The sequence below is a fragment of the Paraburkholderia suaedae genome, from assembly GCF_040812055.1.
In the GTDB taxonomy this organism is placed as follows: domain Bacteria; phylum Pseudomonadota; class Gammaproteobacteria; order Burkholderiales; family Burkholderiaceae; genus Paraburkholderia.
Genome location: NZ_JBFOAH010000003.1, coordinates 1 through 16,468 on the forward strand (window position 1 = coordinate 1; position 16,468 = coordinate 16,468).

Annotated in this window: 14 protein-coding genes; 10 read left to right on the forward strand and 4 right to left on the reverse strand. The window is 62.7% G+C overall.

The genetic code is table 11. The annotated features are described in order from the left end of the window. Positions 1–377 precede the first annotated feature (377 nt). A complete protein-coding gene (locus ABQJ48_RS05480) occupies positions 378–1,649 on the reverse strand; it encodes an SGNH/GDSL hydrolase family protein (protein WP_367836544.1) in 1,272 nt (423 codons plus the stop codon). Between the two features lie 84 nt (positions 1,650–1,733). Beyond that, entirely contained in the window at positions 1,734–3,356 is a 1,623-nt protein-coding gene (locus ABQJ48_RS05485) for an NAD(P)/FAD-dependent oxidoreductase (protein WP_367836546.1), read from the reverse strand. Positions 3,357–3,545: 189 nt separating this feature from the next. Between ABQJ48_RS05485 and paaA the strand changes: the two genes are divergently transcribed. The 8 genes from paaA (at position 3,546) to ABQJ48_RS05525 (ending at position 10,033) form a co-directional block, all read left to right on the forward strand. Then, on the forward strand, positions 3,546–4,544 hold the full coding sequence (gene paaA, locus ABQJ48_RS05490) for a 1,2-phenylacetyl-CoA epoxidase subunit PaaA (protein WP_367836548.1): 999 nt from the start codon (positions 3,546–3,548) through the stop codon (positions 4,542–4,544). 256 nt (positions 4,545–4,800) lie between these two features. Further along, the gene (gene paaB, locus ABQJ48_RS05495; RefSeq protein ID WP_007179854.1) at positions 4,801–5,085 is read left to right on the forward strand and encodes a 1,2-phenylacetyl-CoA epoxidase subunit PaaB; all 285 of its coding nucleotides are present in this window, start codon (positions 4,801–4,803) and stop codon (positions 5,083–5,085) included. 6 nt (positions 5,086–5,091) lie between these two features. After that, positions 5,092–5,895: a 1,2-phenylacetyl-CoA epoxidase subunit PaaC gene (gene paaC / locus ABQJ48_RS05500; protein WP_367836549.1), complete on the forward strand. Its 804-nt coding sequence runs from the start codon at positions 5,092–5,094 to the stop codon at positions 5,893–5,895. 7 nt (positions 5,896–5,902) lie between these two features. Continuing rightward, complete coding sequence (gene paaD / locus ABQJ48_RS05505) at positions 5,903–6,445, forward strand: 1,2-phenylacetyl-CoA epoxidase subunit PaaD (RefSeq protein WP_367836550.1); 543 nt, start codon at positions 5,903–5,905, stop codon at positions 6,443–6,445. 1 nt (position 6,446) lies between these two features. Beyond that, positions 6,447–7,535, forward strand: coding sequence for a 1,2-phenylacetyl-CoA epoxidase subunit PaaE (gene paaE, locus ABQJ48_RS05510; RefSeq protein WP_367836552.1), 1,089 nt, complete (start codon positions 6,447–6,449; stop codon positions 7,533–7,535). 150 nt (positions 7,536–7,685) lie between these two features. After that, on the forward strand, positions 7,686–8,498 hold the full coding sequence (locus ABQJ48_RS05515) for a DUF1835 domain-containing protein (protein WP_367836553.1): 813 nt from the start codon (positions 7,686–7,688) through the stop codon (positions 8,496–8,498). A gap of 23 nt (positions 8,499–8,521) precedes the next feature. Further along, complete coding sequence (locus ABQJ48_RS05520) at positions 8,522–9,148, forward strand: TetR/AcrR family transcriptional regulator (RefSeq protein WP_367836555.1); 627 nt, start codon at positions 8,522–8,524, stop codon at positions 9,146–9,148. Between the two features lie 216 nt (positions 9,149–9,364). After that, positions 9,365–10,033 carry a GNAT family N-acetyltransferase gene (locus tag ABQJ48_RS05525; RefSeq protein WP_367836556.1) on the forward strand — a complete coding sequence of 223 codons (669 nt, stop codon included), beginning with the start codon at positions 9,365–9,367 and terminating at the stop codon, positions 10,031–10,033. A 97-nt stretch (positions 10,034–10,130) separates the two neighbouring features. On the opposite strand, the gene ABQJ48_RS05530 is transcribed toward ABQJ48_RS05525, so the two are convergent. Next, positions 10,131–10,628, reverse strand: a complete 498-nt coding sequence (locus ABQJ48_RS05530; RefSeq protein WP_367836557.1) for an Lrp/AsnC family transcriptional regulator — start codon at positions 10,626–10,628, stop codon at positions 10,131–10,133. Positions 10,629–11,048: 420 nt separating this feature from the next. Here ABQJ48_RS05530 and hppD point away from each other — a divergent pair, with 420 nt between their 5' ends. Beyond that, a complete protein-coding gene (hppD, locus tag ABQJ48_RS05535) occupies positions 11,049–12,146 on the forward strand; it encodes a 4-hydroxyphenylpyruvate dioxygenase (protein WP_367836558.1) in 1,098 nt (365 codons plus the stop codon). Positions 12,147–12,296: 150 nt separating this feature from the next. On the opposite strand, the gene ABQJ48_RS05540 is transcribed toward hppD, so the two are convergent. Continuing rightward, positions 12,297–12,497 (reverse strand): hypothetical protein, encoded by a 201-nt coding sequence (locus ABQJ48_RS05540; protein ID WP_367836559.1) that lies wholly within the window; start codon positions 12,495–12,497, stop codon positions 12,297–12,299. A gap of 339 nt (positions 12,498–12,836) precedes the next feature. On the opposite strand from ABQJ48_RS05540, the gene ABQJ48_RS05545 reads away from it, so the two are divergent. Further along, positions 12,837–16,442 (forward strand): indolepyruvate ferredoxin oxidoreductase family protein, encoded by a 3,606-nt coding sequence (locus ABQJ48_RS05545; RefSeq protein WP_367836560.1) that lies wholly within the window; start codon positions 12,837–12,839, stop codon positions 16,440–16,442. The last annotated feature ends 26 nt before the right edge of the window (positions 16,443–16,468 follow it).

The following is a 16,468-nucleotide window of genomic DNA, read 5'->3' on the forward strand; positions in this document are numbered from 1 at the left end:
CAGACCTTTCTTTCATTACTGTGTGAGACTTGATACTTTTGCCTGCAGGCAGATTCCTCGGAACCCGCCCACCGCATCGCGCATCAAGCGCCCACACTTATCGGCTGTTAGTTTTTAAAGATCGATCCGCCTCACGTGGCGCAGCACCTGCTTCGACTACCCGGCACCGCGTTCCATTCTGCGTCGCTGCATCTGCAGCAGAGAAACGAGATTATGCAGACTCTTTTTCTTCTCGTCAACGGAATTCTTTGCTTTCGCTTAAAACTTGCTGACGCTCCTCGGCGCGGGTTTCTGCCGCGGCCTCGGTCTAGACAAAAGGCCGAATACCAGGTGAGCTTTGCCTTTTGGGACAAGCGTTTGGCCAAACTTTTGGCAACTCACTTGCGGGTAGCCTGTACAACGGCATCCACCGGAACCGCCGCGGCCATTGCGGCATAGCCCGCATCGCTGGGATGGATATGGTCGCCGCTGTCGAATGTGCGTTGCAGGCGGCTGGGCTGCGTCCGATCCCGCAGCGCTGCGTCGAAATCCACTACGCCGTCGAACGCGTGGCTGGTACGAATCCATTGGTTGACGGCGAGCCGAATGCTTTCCCGCTCCGGCGGCAATGACGCCGGCGTTAATGTCGCGCCGAACACCTCCACGCCCGCGCGACGCGCGGCGGCGATCACCCGCTGGTAGCCAGCGATTAGTTCGGCGGCCGCCACCGGCGTATGCGGGAAGTCGCAGTCCAGACCGCTACGGGCCGGCATCGCCGCGAAGTTGATGTCGTTGATGCCGATCAAGAGGATCACCGTCTTCACGGCGGGGCGCCGAAGCACATCGCGCTCGAACCGGGTCACGAGCGCATCTCCGTAACATGGGGAATCGCTCAACAGCCGGTTGCCGCTGATGCCCAGATTGACGATCGCGATCGAACGATCGCCGGCGCCGGCCAACCGCCGGGCCAAGTCGTCCGGCCAGCGACGATTCTGATTCAAGCTGGAACGCATGCCGTCGGTGATGGAATCGCCGATCGCCGCAACTGCTGCTGATGAAGAAGACGCCTCCACCGATAAGCCGCTCACCCACAGATACTGCGTAAACCGACCGCGAAAAGCTTCCGCGGAGGCGTCCGCAGCATGATTGCCCGGGGCGGAAACGTAGTTGACCTGGTTCGACACCCGGTGCCACGCCGCAATTCGCTGCCCGGGTCCCATGAAGGCGCTGATTGCATACGGCGCCCCTTCTGCGACATCAATCGCGACGGGATCGCTGTCCATCTCTGCGCCGGCCGGAAGGCTGACGGCGCCCGTGCCACTGAAAGTCACGCGCGCCGCGTCGTCACTGGCCGCAGCCGTGCCGCCTGCGGAACGCGCAATGCGCAATTCCTCGATGACGAGCGGCACCTTACCGTATTCGTTGCTCAAGTGGATCCGCACAGACTTCCCGGACAGCGTCGGATAGACGATCTGCCGGACGGTGCGCCCCGCGACTTCCGGCGCACGATACAACGGCGGCAAGTCGGCTTTCTGCGGGAGGGGTTGCAGCGCCGTAGCCCAGGCGACGACCCAGTGCACCGGGGCGCCGGCAGCGACAACCGTCGGGGAAACAGAAAACTGGATAAGTAGCGCCGCGCCAGATGCTGCAGCCAGGTAGCGAATGCTCATTGGGGTGTTCGATTCGAAGCCAAACGCGCATTGTGCCCGATCACAACGCAACAGCCGACGGCGCCCCGACCGCCCATGCCCAGATCAAGCCGCCTGCGCGCCGGTCATTTTCAAGGCAACCGCTTCGGCAACTTCGATTCCGTCGATTGCGGCCGAATAAATCCCGCCGGCATATCCCGCCCCCTCGCCAGCCGGATATAAGCCCTCGACGTTCATGCTCTGATAGTCATCGCGCCGCCGCACGCGAATCGGCGACGACGTTCGGGTCTCGACGCCGGTGAGCACCGCGTCATGCATCGCAAAACCCGCGATTTTCTTGTCCATCTGCGGCAGCGCTTCGCGAATGGCCGCGATCACGTAGTCGGGCAGCGCGGTGCTGAGATCGGTGGGATGCACGCCCGGCTTGAAAGAAGGCACGACCGAGCCGAGCGACGTAGACGGCCGGCCGGCAATAAAGTCGCCGACGAGCTGCCCGGGCGCCATATAGTTGCCGCCGCCCAGCTCGAATGCCCGCGCCTCCCATTTGCGTTGAAAAGCGATGCCGGCCAGGGGGCCGCCGGGATAGTCGTCCGGCGTAATGCCAACCACGATGCCAGCATTCGCGTTGCGCTCCGCCCGCGAATACTGGCTCATCCCGTTAGTAACCACCCGTCCAGGCTCGGACGTCGCCGCCACCACCGTGCCGCCCGGGCACATGCAAAAGCTGTAGACCGCGCGTCCATTGCTGCAGTGATGCACCACTTTATAGTCCGCGGCGCCCAGCTGTTTGTGACCGGCAAATTTGCCAAAACGGCTGCGGTCGATCAAACCCTGCGGATGTTCGATCCGGAAACCAAGCGAAAACGGCTTCGCCTCGATAAATACGCCCCGGTGGTGCAGCATCTCGAATGTGTCCCGTGCGCTGTGGCCGACCGCCAGCACGACGTGATCGCAGCGCAGCGTCTCACCGGTCGAGAGTTGCAGACCGCGCACCTTGCCTGCGTCGATGTCGATGTCGTCGACGCGGGTTTCGAAACGCACTTCTCCGCCTAGTTCATGAATCGTCGCGCGCATCTTTTCGACCATGCTGACGAGGCGGAACGTGCCGATATGCGGCCGGCTCAGATACAAAATGTCCGCCGGCGCGCCGGCACGGACGAATTCGTCGAGCACCTTACGGCCGTAGTGTTTTGGGTCCTTGATCTGGCTGTACAGCTTGCCGTCCGAGAACGTGCCTGCGCCGCCCTCGCCGAACTGGACGTTCGACTCGGGATTGAGCACCGACTTGCGCCACAGCCCGAATGTGTCCTTGGTGCGCTCGCGTACGGCCTTGCCGCGCTCGAGGATGATGGGCCGAAAGCCCATCTGCGCGAGGATCAGTCCGGCGAACAGGCCGCAAGGTCCCATGCCGATTACCACCGGCCGGGGCATGGCCAATTGCGCCGGCGCCCGGGCGACGAACCGATACGCCATGTCAGGCGTCACGCCGCAATGCGGCACGTCCGCGACCCGCGCGAGCGCCGCCGGTTCATCGGTCACTTCCGCATCCACGATGTAGGTAAGTTTGATGTCGGCGCGTTTGCGCGCGTCGTGCGCGCGGCGAAATACGGTGTACCGGATAAGTCCGTCTTCGGCCACACCGAGATCCGCGAGGCGCGCGCGGACGGCGGCTTCGAGGGCGCTTTCGGGATGATCGAGCGGCAGTTTGATTTCGCTTAGACGTAACATGAGGACCGGGGATGCGGGGGCCGCAAATCGCGGCCAATTCGCAATTTTATAGGTTAAGCGTGGGCAGGTGGCGGCGACGCAAGTCGACCGCCGTCGCAATGCGTCCTGCCGAGCGCGAAAAATTTATTAACCGACCGGTCGGTTGGTTTATACTACGCAGACCCAGACAACTTCCGCAGAGAGCGTCCCATGTACACGCAATCCCTGGATATTCCCGGCAATGTCGCCACACTAGATGCGGGCGCCAGTTCGCCCGAACAGGCGCAGTTCGATGCAGTCATGGCCGCAGATGGCAAGATAGAGGCGCAGGACTGGATGCCGGACGCCTACCGCAAGACGCTGGTGCGGCAAATTTCGCAACACGCGCATTCGGAGATCGTCGGCATGCTGCCAGAGGGCAACTGGATCACGCGTGCGCCGAGCCTGAAACGCAAGGCGATTCTGCTCGCCAAGGTCCAGGACGAAGCCGGTCACGGTCTCTATCTGTACAGTGCGGCAGAAACGCTCGGCGTATCGCGGGATCAGCTGATCGCCGCGCTGCATGCGGGCAAGGCCAAATATTCGAGCATCTTCAATTACCCGACGCCCACGTGGGCCGACGTCGGCGTGATCGGCTGGCTGGTCGACGGCGCCGCGATCATGAACCAGATCCCGCTGTGCCGTTGCACCTACGGCCCGTACGCCCGCGCGATGATCCGAATTTGCAAGGAAGAATCGTTTCACCAGCGCCAGGGTTTCGATGCACTCATATCGATGATGTCCGGCACCCAGGCGCAGCGTGAACTGGTCCAGCAAGCCGTGAATCGCTGGTGGTGGCCGGTGCTGATGATGTTTGGTCCGAGCGACAAGGACTCGATCCATAGCAGTCAGTCGTCGAAATGGGGCATCAAGCGCATTTCCAACGACGACCTGCGGCAGAAATTCGTCGACGCTACCGTCGACCAGGCGAAGGTGCTCGGCGTTACGCTGCCCGACCCCGATCTCAAGTGGAACGAGGCGCGCGGCCACCACGACTACGGCGACATCGACTGGGAGGAATTCTGGCGTGTCGTGAATGGCGACGGTCCCTGCAATCGGGAACGCCTCGCCACCCGCGTCAAAGCCCACGACGACGGCGCCTGGGTACGCGAAGCCGCCCTCGCCCACGCCGAAAAGCAGCGCCAGCGCGCACAACAGCACGCCGCCTGACAACCAGGGCACGGCTTGACGAAACAGCAATCGTCTTTCAGGGGACCGGAGTAAGCGCTAAAGCGCTAGCTCCGGTCGACCGCAACGGTTTGCATGGGACCGGAGTAAGCGCTAAAGCGCTAGCTCCGGTCGACCGCAATAGTTTGCATGGGACCGGAGTAAGCGCTAAAGCGCTAGCTCCGGTCGACCGCAACGGTTTGCATGGGACCGGAGTAAGCGCTAAAGCGCTAACTCCGGTCGACACAGGAGATCTGCAATGAACAAGGAATGGCCGATTTGGGAAGTCTTCGTGCGCAGCAAGCAAGGACTCGACCATAAACACTGCGGCAGTCTGCACGCCGCCGACGCGCCGATGGCCCTGCGCATGGCGCGCGACGTCTACACGCGACGCCAGGAAGGTGTAAGCATCTGGGTGGTGCCGTCGTCGGCCATCACGGCATCCGCGCCGGAAGACAAGGCGGAACTGTTCGAACCGGCCGGCGACAAGATCTACCGCCATCCGACGTTCTATACGCTCCCCGACGAAGTCAACCACATGTAAGCGGCCATGGACATCACGCCCCAACATCTCCAATACGTGCTGCGCCTCGCCGATACCGCGCTGATCCTCGGTCAGCGTAATACCGAGTGGTGCGGCCACGGCCCGATCCTCGAAGAGGACATCGCACTCTCGAACATGAGCCTCGACCTGATCGGCCAGGCGCGCCTGCTGTACACGCACGCTGCGTCGCTCGAACAGCGGCTCACCGGCAAGAGCCGGACAGAAGACGACTACGCGTACTTCCGCGCCGAACGCGAGTTCGCCAACTACACGCTCGCCGAGTTGCCACACTACGGCCCGCTGTGCGGCACCGCGCAAGCGGAGAAGGACTACGCGGTCACCATCGTGCGCAATTTTCTGTATTCGACGTTGATGGCCCACCTGTGGACCGCGCTCACGACCTCCAGCGACGAGCAATTGGCGGCAATCGCGTCGAAGTCGATCAAGGAAACCAGCTATCACGTGCATCACGCAAGCGAATGGCTGATCCGCTTCGGCGACGGTACGGAGGAGTCGCACCGCCGCGCGCAACATGCGCTGAACTACCTGCTGCCGTACACGCGCGAGTTCTTCAGCACTGACAGCGTGGAAGAGTCGATTGCGGCGGCCGGCATCGGACCACGCACCTCCGATCTGGAAGCGGCATGGCTCGCCGACGTGCGCGCGACGCTCGACCAAGCCACGCTGACGCTGCCCGAAGCGGTCAAGCACATCACGACCGGCAAGCACGGCGAACATTCCGAGCACATGGGCTTCGTGCTCGCCGAAATGCAGAGCCTCGCGCGCCAGCATCCCGGCGCTACCTGGTAATCACACGATGACGACTTCGACTGCCCCACACACGGCCGACGCTACGCTGGAACGCGCATGGGCTGTACTCGAAACGGTGCCCGACCCGGAGATCCCGGTGGTCTCGATCCGTGAGCTCGGCATTCTGCGCGACGTGCGTCGCGACGCCGACGGCACGCTCGAAGTCGTGATTACGCCGACCTATTCCGGTTGTCCCGCGATGTCGCAGATTGCCGAGGACGTCGCACACGCGCTCGACGCCGCGGAGCTCAAGCCATATCGGATTGCCACGGTGCTCGCGCCGGCCTGGACAACGGACTGGATGACCGCCGACGCCCGCGAGAAGCTGCGCGCCTACGGCATCGCGCCGCCCACCGGCAATTGCGGATCGCCTGCGCCATCGCAGGAAAAAGTCCTGCGCTTCATGCCGCGGGCGCTTCCGGCACCATGCTGTCCCCGTTGCGGCTCGGCGCAAACCGAGCGTGTCGCGCAATTCGGCTCGACCGCCTGCAAGGCGTTGTACCGCTGTCTCGATTGCCACGAACCCTTCGACTACTTCAAACCATACTGATATGGCCACCCCGCAATTTCACCCGCTGCGTATCCGCGAAGTGCGGCCCGAAACCGCCGACGCGGTCTCGGTCGCGTTTGAAGTCCCGCTCGAGCTGCGCGCCCAGTATCGCTTCACGCAAGGCCAGTTCGTCACGTTGAAGACACACATCGACGGCGAGGAAACGCGTCGCTCCTATTCGATCTGCGTCGGCGTCACCGACTACGATCGCGACGGCGAACTGCGCATCGGCATCAAACGCGTGCGCGGCGGCCGCTTCTCGAATTTCGCATTCGATACGCTGCAGCCCGGCCACCTGATCGACGTGATGACGCCGGACGGCCGCTTCTTCACGCATCTGAACGCCGAGCAGGGGCAGCAGTACCTGGCGTTTTCGGGCGGCTCGGGAATTACGCCGGTGCTGGCGATCATCAAGACGACGCTCGAAGTCGAGCCGCGCAGCACCTTCACGCTGGTGTACGGCAACCGTAGCGTCGATCAGATCATGTTTGCCGAAGAGCTTGAAGATCTGAAGAACCGCTTCATGAACCGCTTCGTGCTTTATCACGTGCTGTCCGACGATCTGCAGGATGTGGAACTGTTCAACGGTGTGCTCGACCAGCAAAAGTGCGCGGAATTCATCGACACGCTGTTGCCGGCCGACGCGATCGACGAAGCCTTTATCTGTGGCCCCGGTCCCATGATGGACGCCGCGGAAGCCGCGTTGAAAGCCGCCGGCGTGCCGCCAGAAAAAGTGCACGTGGAGCGCTTCGGCTCCCCGCTGCCGCAGGCAGGCGTGCCGCCAGTCGAGATCACCGAGGACACACCGGCAGCCGACCTCGAAATCGTACTCGACGGAAAACGGCGCAGGCTTCGGCTGCCGTATCAGGGCGTGAGCGTGCTCGACGTCGGACTGCGAGCCGGGCTCGCGTTGCCTTATGCGTGCAAGGGGGGCGTTTGCTGCACTTGCCGTGCGAAGGTGCTCGAAGGCGAAGTGAAGATGGAAAAGAACTACACGCTCGAAGAACACGAAATCCGCGACGGTTTCGTGTTGACGTGCCAATGCCATCCGGTCAGCGACCGCGTGGTGGTGAGCTACGACGAACGCTGAGCCGCCCCCGGGTTGGCCTCGCGTCTCACCGGCAAACGCTTTCTGCAGCATCGCGATCCGCTTACACTAGGGGCCGCTCGCAATCGGACTGAGGTTCCGGTCGCCGAGCGGCCCCTTCTTTTTCGTCATCGCCACGCCAAGCCATCGCCAATGAGCACGATTCACCTCACCAACGGCGACGTCGCCGCCGAGTCCCTGCGCACGGCGCTCCGCGCAGCGGGCCGCGACGATCGCGTGCATGCGCTGCGGGAAGACCTTGCGGTCGGTCCGTTGCGCGGCATCGACGACGCGCCGGTCATCCGCGCCGACTTTTGGGATCGCGTCAGCACGGACACCCGCCGCGATTTCCTGCAGGAATTGCGCGACCAGGCGGCAGCGCTCGACAACATCGCAAACGGCGAATCCACGCTTGTTGTCTGGCACGGCGAAAGCGGCGCAGATCAGTTGACGCTGCGTCGCGTCTGCTATCACCTGCGCAACAGCCCGCAGCGCCTGAGTGAAGTACGCCTGTCGATTCGCGACCTCACCGATCCGGGCGCCTGGGCGCACAGCCGCAGAGATCGCGCAACATCGGTCGGCATGTTTGCGCCCGCGGTGCTGCAGAGCCATTTGTCGCACGCCGCGCCGATCGCCGTGCTGCGCATCAGCCGGCTCGCCCTTGAGTGGCAAGAAGTCAAACAGGCGAACGGCGAGACCCGGCGCTGGCGCGACAACACGTTCACGAGCGGCAGTTTTGCCGAGCTGGACGCGCTGCTGCTCGAACACGCGACCGGCAACTGGCAGCCCGCGGCGCGCGTTGCCGCCGAGCTAATGGCAGCCGACCTCGGCTTTCTGGTCAGCGACGTCATCGTGCTGTGGCGCCTGCGCGAACTAGCCGCGACCCGGCGCATCAGATTGCGCGGCGAGCTCAGCGCGTGGCGCACGCTGGAGCTATGCGCAGCGCTCACCCCCTGCACCCACTAATAGAACACGGCGAAACGACCACCATGGCCCGCACCCGAGCGCCCGATCACGAAACGCAACGCGAGCAGATTCTCGAGCTCGCCGCGGCGAAGTTCGCCCAGACCAGCTATCCGAGCACGTCGATGGCCGAGCTGGCCGCCGCTACCGGTACGTCGAAGGCGCGCCTGTACCACTACTATGCGAGCAAGGAAGCCATCCTGTTCGACCTGCTGGACCGCTACACCAAGCGGCTGATGCTCATCATCGCCGAGGTGGAAGGAGCCAGTCAGCGGCGCGGGCTCAGCGAGCGGGAAACCTTCGCGGAACTGATCCGGGCGTTTTTGTCGGAGTATGAAACATCGCATAGCCGGCACGTCGCGTTGTTGAATGACGTCAAGTATCTGGTCGACAACCAGCGCGAGGCGATTTTGAACCGCCAGCGCGACGTCGTAGCGGCTTTCGCGCGACAACTGGCGCGCGCCTATCCGGAACGCGCGACCCGCGACAATCAGACGGCCCTCACCATGATGGTATTCGGCATGATCAACTGGACGTTCACGTGGCTCAAGCCGGACGGCCGGATGGGTTACCGCGAATTCGCCGAACAGGTTGTCGACATGGTGGAACACGGCTTGAGCGCGGTGCGCCCGCAAGACGCAAACCAACGATAGCGAGACTCACAGCCTCCGCGCCCTCCGGCAGGCCATGCCGCATATAAGACGATCGTGCTTTTTCCCGGGGCGAGCACGGGGTCGCGGACAACGCGTGCACCGTTTAGACGGTCTCCTCTTATTGAGATACGGGTTTTCCCTAGTATGCAATTGCGGTTTCCGCTAGAATCGCGTTGCGGTGCACCAACGCCGCTCGACGATAAGGAGAAACCGACCATGAACCTGATGCACCCACGCGCCGCCCGGCCGATCGTCCCCCACGACGGCTTGTCGCAGCCAACTGGTCGCGCACCCGCTCTGGTCCGTGAGCTCACCGCCGTGGACCGTGAACGGCTGCTGGCCCACTTCCTCGCGCTCGACGAAGACGACCGCCTGCTGCGCTTCGGCCAGATCGTGCCGAACCATGTGATCGAAAACTACGTCCGCGCGATCGACTTCACCCGCGACACCGTTTTTGGCGTATTCAACAGCAAGCTGGAGCTGACGGGCGTCGGGCACCTGGCCTATCTGCCTGCTGAAGGCAACAAGCGCACTGCCGAGTTCGGCGTGTCGGTGCTGGAAAGCGCGCGCGGCCAAGGTATCGGCTCGAAGCTGTTCGAGCGCGCTGCTATCCGCAGCCGCAATACGCACATCACGATGCTTTATATCCACTGCCTGTCGCGCAACGCCACCATGATGCATATTGCGAAGAAGGCCGGCATGAAGATCGAGTACGCGTATGGCGAAGCCGACGCTTATCTGACGCTGCCGCCGGCGGACCAATCCAGCATCATCGCCGAGATGCTGCAGGAGCAAGCCGCCGTGTTCGATTACGCCCTCAAACGCCAGGCGCGCCAGGCATCGAAGCTATTCGAGTCGTTCATGCCGACGGCCGCCGCAGCCTGAAAAGCCGGCGCTCCGGCGAAGTGACAAAGGGCAGCCCGGCGGCTGCCCTTTTTGTTTGCCGTCGTGCGCCATCCGCCAGCTCGCCGTCGTGCGCGGCTCACAAGATCGGCAACGCGGTCGTTTCCTTGATTTTTTCCAGCGAGAAACTGGTCTTCACATCGATCACCGACGGATGGTGCAGCAACTGATTCTGCACGAAGCGCGAAAAGTGGGCCATGTCCTCCACCTGGACGCGCAGCAGGTAATCCATCTCGCCGGTCATCGCGTGGCATGCCACCACCTCCGGCCACGTCTGGACCGCCGCCCGAAACAGATCGGCGTGCGTGGCGTCGCCGCGCGAACTGAGCGCCTGGCCGCCGCGCTTCTCCAATCGCACATTCACGTAGGCAAGCAGGTCGAGCCCGAGGCGCTGCGCGTCGAGCAGCGCGACGTAGCCGCGAATCACCCCACTCTCTTCCAACCGGCGGATCCGCCGCAAACAGGGGCTCGGCGACAGATTAATGCGCTCCGCGATTTCCTGATTGGACAGCCGCCCATTCTCCTGAAGAATCGCGAGGATGCGTCTGTCTATCGCGTCGATCTCTAGGTTCGGCATGTTCTGTCGCCCGCTTCTCGATCTAAGCTAGAAAATAGCGCAAGCGTAGCGGCACGCGACTAACTTCGCAAGTTTTCGTCGCACAGGAGACTTTAAACTTAGCGTCACAGGCTGCAGTGAATTGGCACTCGGTTACGTGGCGCACGCCGCGTAGAAGATCAACTTACCCAGGAAACGTGGCCGCTAATAGGTTGCGAAGGTTGACACGCATGTGATGGCGGAACAGATAGGAGCGGGGGAAGCAAACCTTAAGTTCGTCTCGTCCTTCCAGGACAGACGAGATGAGGCCTTCCCAGGCAGATTCCATCATGCCCAGCGGGCTTGTCGTCCGCATGACAGGCCTGATAAATCCGCAGCCTTCTCCTCTTCGTCACCCATAAATGTCCACTTGGCAAACCGGAAGGCGTCCATAACACTGACATGCAGGTTCCAACTTGGGAAAATCCGCTCGGCACGGACGGCTTCGAATTCATCGAATACACTGCCCCGGACCCGAAAGCGCTCGGCAAGCTGTTCGAACAGATGGGCTTCACCGCCGTCGCGCGGCATCGTCATAAAGACGTGACGCTGTATCGCCAGGGCGAGATCAACTTCATCGTCAACGGCGAACAGGATTCGTTTGCGCAACGCTTCGCTCGGTTGCACGGCCCGTCGATCTGCGCGATTGCGTTCCGCGTCCAGGACGCGGCCAAGGCCTACAAGCAGGCGTTGGAGAAAGGCGCGTGGGGGTTCGACAACAAGACCGGGCCAATGGAACTGAACATTCCGGCGATCAAAGGCATCGGCGACTCGCTGATCTATTTCGTCGACCGCTGGCGCGGCAAGAACGGCGCCGAGCCTGGCAGCATCGGCAACATCGATATTTACGACGTCGACTTCGAACCGATTGCAGGCGCGAATCCGAATCCGGTCGGCCACGGCCTCACTTACATCGATCACCTGACGCATAACGTGCATCGCGGCCGCATGCAGGAATGGGCGGAGTTCTACGAACGTCTGTTCAACTTCCGCGAGGTGCGTTACTTCGACATCGAAGGCAAGGTGACGGGCGTAAAGTCGAAGGCAATGACCTCGCCCTGCGGAAAGATCCGCATTCCGATCAACGAAGAAGGTTCGGAGACCGCGGGTCAGATTCAGGAATATCTGGACGCGTATCACGGCGAGGGGATTCAGCACATCGCGCTCGGCACTCGGGACATCTATCGCACGGTGGACGGTTTGCGCGCGGCGAACATTTCGCTGCTGGACACGATCGACACCTATTACGAACTGGTCGACCGCCGCGTGCCCAATCACGGTGAGCCGCTCGACGAACTGCGCAAGCGCAAGATCCTGATCGACGGTGCCCCGGACGACCTGTTGCTGCAGATCTTCACGGAGAATCAGATCGGTCCGATCTTCTTCGAGATCATTCAACGCAAAGGTAACCAGGGCTTCGGCGAGGGCAACTTCAAGGCGCTGTTCGAATCGATTGAACTGGACCAGATTCGCCGCGGCGTGGTGCAAGACAAAGCCTGACGAGGGGCGGTCACCGGTTGCCCGGAAACTCAGACCCATCAACAAAAGTGAAAGGGCGAGGATCGCAAGATCCTCGCCCTTTTCCCTCGCGCCGTTGCTCGGGGACGAACAGAGGCGGGTTATCAACCGACGCACCGCCTCAGCGACGCGTCACGAATTCTGGCTTTCCCTGTCCGCCTTGGCGGCACGCGAGACGCGCCCGACAGCGATGCGTGCCGGCGCAATCTGCGCCGTTCGCCTGACCGCGTTCGAGAGCGCCCCTGCGCTACCCGGGTTGGCGCGCACCGGCGCGCTCATGGCGAAAAATGCGGCAGAGACCATCAGGAAGGTCTGGATGTTTCTGGTGTTCATGCGTACTCCTTTTCTAACTTCCCTGTTGTCGTGAAGCTCCGCCGAATGCGGAGTGTTGCGTAGACATTGCTCACAGGTGCCGGTTAGACAGGGATTCGCCCTACGGTTCCGCGACCGGATAGTTTTTACGGCTTGTTACATCGGCCAGGCTGCATGGAAACGCGTGCGGGCAGAAAGCTGCCGCGGGCGCAAGCTTTCGAACGCACTGCGGCGGGTTTCCACCAGTGCTACCATCACTTAAAACACGTCAATATGACGGCCCCGGCCCGGTGCATTCACAAGATGCCAGGGCCCAAAAGTAGTTTTGGCGATCCCAAACTGAGTGGAGGAGTACACATAATGAATGCCCCGCTAGACGCAGGTCAGCGAGCCTCGCTTGAAGCCGCGTTGTCTTCCGTCACGCTCGACGACAAATACACCCTCGAACGCGGCCGCGCGTACATGAGCGGCATCCAGGCGCTGGTGCGTCTGCCGATGCTGCAACAGGAACGCGATCAGGCAGCCGGACTCAATACCGCCGGCTTCATCTCCGGCTACCGCGGATCGCCGCTCGGCGGACTCGACCAGTCTCTGTGGAAGGCGAAGAAGCATCTCGCCGCACATCAGGTGGTGTTCCAGCCCGGCGTCAATGAAGACCTCGCGGCCACGGCCGTCTGGGGTTCGCAACAGGTCAATCTGTACCCCAGCGCCAAATACGACGGCGTGTTTTCGATGTGGTATGGCAAGGGCCCCGGCGTCGACCGTTCCAGCGACGTCTTCAAGCACGGCAATTCGGCCGGCTCGTCACGACATGGCGGCGTTCTGGTGCTTGCCGGCGACGACCACGCGGCCAAATCGTCGACGCTCGCACATCAGTCGGAGCACATCTTCAAGGCGTGTGGCCTGCCGGTGCTGTTCCCGTCGAACGTGCAGGAATATCTCGACTTCGGCCTGCACGGCTGGGCGATGAGCCGCTACTCCGGCCTCTGGGTCGCAATGAAGTGCGTGACCGACGTGGTCGAGTCGTCCGCCTCGGTGGACATCGACCCGCACCGCACGAAGATCATCCTGCCGGAAGACTTCGCTATGCCCGAGGGCGGCCTGAACATCCGCTGGCCCGATCCGCCGCTGGTGCAGGAAGCGCGTCTGCTCGACTACAAGTGGTACGCCGCGCTCGCGTACGTGCGCGCCAACAAGCTCGACCGCGTGGAAATCGATTCGCCGCAGGCGCGCTTCGGCATCATGACAGGCGGCAAGGCCTATCTCGACGTGCGCCAGGCGTTGACCGACCTCGGTCTCGACGACGACACGTGTGCGCGCATCGGTATCCGGCTGTACAAGGTCGGCTGCGTCTGGCCGCTCGAAGCGCAAGGCGCGCAGGCTTTCGCGCGCGGTCTCGACGAAATCCTGGTGGTCGAAGAAAAGCGCCAGATTCTCGAATACGCGATCAAGGAAGAGTTGTACAACTGGCCCGACGCGCAGCGTCCGCGCGTGTTCGGCAAGTTCGACGAGAAGGACGGCGCGGGCGGCGAATGGTCGGTGCCGATGGGCAACTGGCTGCTGCCGGCGCATTACGAGCTGTCGCCCGCGATCATCGCCAAGGCGATCGCCACGCGGCTCGACAAGTTCGATCTCCCGTCGGATGTGCGCGCGCGCATCGCGGCGCGCATCGCGGTGATCGAAGCGAAGGAGAAGGCGCTCGCCCGCCCGCGCGTGGAAGCGGAGCGCAAGCCGTGGTTCTGCTCGGGCTGCCCGCACAACACGTCGACCAATGTGCCAGAAGGCTCGCGTGCGATGGCCGGCATCGGCTGCCATTACATGACGGTCTGGATGGACCGCAACACCAGCACCTTCAGCCAGATGGGCGGCGAAGGCGTCGCGTGGATCGGCCAGGCGCCTTTCACCAACGACAAGCACGTATTCGCCAATCTTGGCGACGGCACCTACTTTCATTCGGGGCTGCTGGCCATTCGCGCAGCGATCGCCTCCAAGGCGAACATCACGTACAAGCTGCTCTATAACGACGCGGTCGCGATGACCGGCGGCCAGCCGGTCGACGGCGTGCTGACCGTGCCGCAGATCACTCATCAGCTGGCCGCCGAAGGCGCGTCGAAAATCGTGATCGTCACCGACGAGCCGGAAAAGTACTCGGCGAACGTCGGGCTCGCGCCTGGGATCGACATCCATCATCGGGACAAGCTCGACGAGGTACAGCGCCAACTGCGCGAAATAGCCGGCACCACGATCCTCATCTACGACCAGACGTGCGCGACCGAGAAGCGCCGTCGCAGGAAACGCGGCGCCTATCCGGACCCGGCGCGGCGCATCGTCATCAACGAGGCCGTGTGCGAAGGCTGCGGCGATTGCTCGGTGAAGTCCAATTGCCTGTCGGTGGAGCCGCTCGATACCGAATACGGCACCAAGCGGCAGATCAATCAGTCGACCTGCAACAAGGACTACTCGTGCGTGAACGGCTTCTGCCCGAGCTTCGTCTCCGTTGAGGGCGGTCAGTTGCGCAAGCCGAAGGCGGCCTCGGGCATCGTCGGCGACGCAATGCCGACAATCCCGGAACCGGAGCTGCCGTCGATCGAGCGTCCGTACGGCGTACTGGTCACGGGCGTCGGCGGCACGGGCGTCGTGACGATCGGCGCGCTGCTGGGCATGGCTGCGCATCTGGAGAACAAGGGCGTCACCGTGCTCGACGTCACCGGCCTCGCGCAAAAAGGGGGCGCCGTGATGAGCCACGTGCAGATCGCGACGCGTCCGGCCGACATCCATGCGACCCGTATCGCAATGGGCGAAGCCAGCCTCGTGATCGGCTGCGATGCGATCGTTACCGCGAGCGACGAATGCGTGTCGCGGATGCAGCCGGGCCGCACGCGCGTGGTGTTGAACAGCGCCCATACGCCGACCGCCGAACTCATCAAGAACCCGAACTGGCGCTTCCCGGGCAGCAGCACGGAGGCCGACGTGCGCGCCGGCGCAGGCGACGAGAATGTCGATACGGTCGACGCCAATCACTTCGCAGTCGCGCTGCTCGGCGACGCGATCTATACGAATCCGTTCGTGCTCGGCTACGCATGGCAGCGCGGCTGGGTGCCGTTGACGTATCAATCCCTGATGCGCGCGATCGAATTGAACAACGTGCAGATCGAGAAAAACCGCGCGGCATTCGAATGGGGCCGCCGCGCCGCGCACGATCTCCCCGCGGTACGCAAGCTCGCGCAGGCGCAGGCGCCGGGCCGCGTCGCCGCAGCGGAGGCCGCGGGCAGCAAGATCATCGCGCTCCACACGCCGAAGGCGCTCGACGCGCTGATCGACAAACGCGCCGACTACCTCGCCGCGTGGCAAAACCGCGCGTATGCGCAGCGTTACCAAGCGCTGGTCTCGCAAGTGCGTGCAGCCGAATCCGCGCTTGAATCGATCGACGGCCAGTTGCCGTTGACCGAAGCGGTCGCGAAAAACTTGCACAAGCTGATGGCATACAAGGACGAGTACGAAGTCGCCCGGCTGTATAGCGACCCGGCGTTCATGGAAAAGCTGAACGCGAGTTTCGAAGGCGACTGGAAACTGCACATCCACCTCGCACCGCCGACGTTCTCGAAGAAGGACGCTCAAGGCCATCTGGTCAAAAAGAAGTATGGCCCTTGGGTTTTCAGCGCCATGCATGTGCTCGCAAAACTGAAGTTCCTGCGCGGCACGGCGTTCGACATCTTCGGCAAGACCGAAGAGCGTCGTACCGAACGCGCGCTGATCGTCGAGTATGAAGCGCTGGTGCGCGAACTGATCGGCGGCCTCAGCACGCAAAACCACGAGTTGGCGCTGGAACTAGCGAATCTGCCGGATGGCATCCGCGGCTATGGGCACGTGAAGGAAAACAACCTGAAGGGCGTGCGGATCAAGTGGAACGAGCTGCTGACGCGCTGGCGTTCGCCGCAGGCTGGCAAGACGCAACACGCGGCGTAAAAAAGCGATAAAGCGGCAAGGCGGCA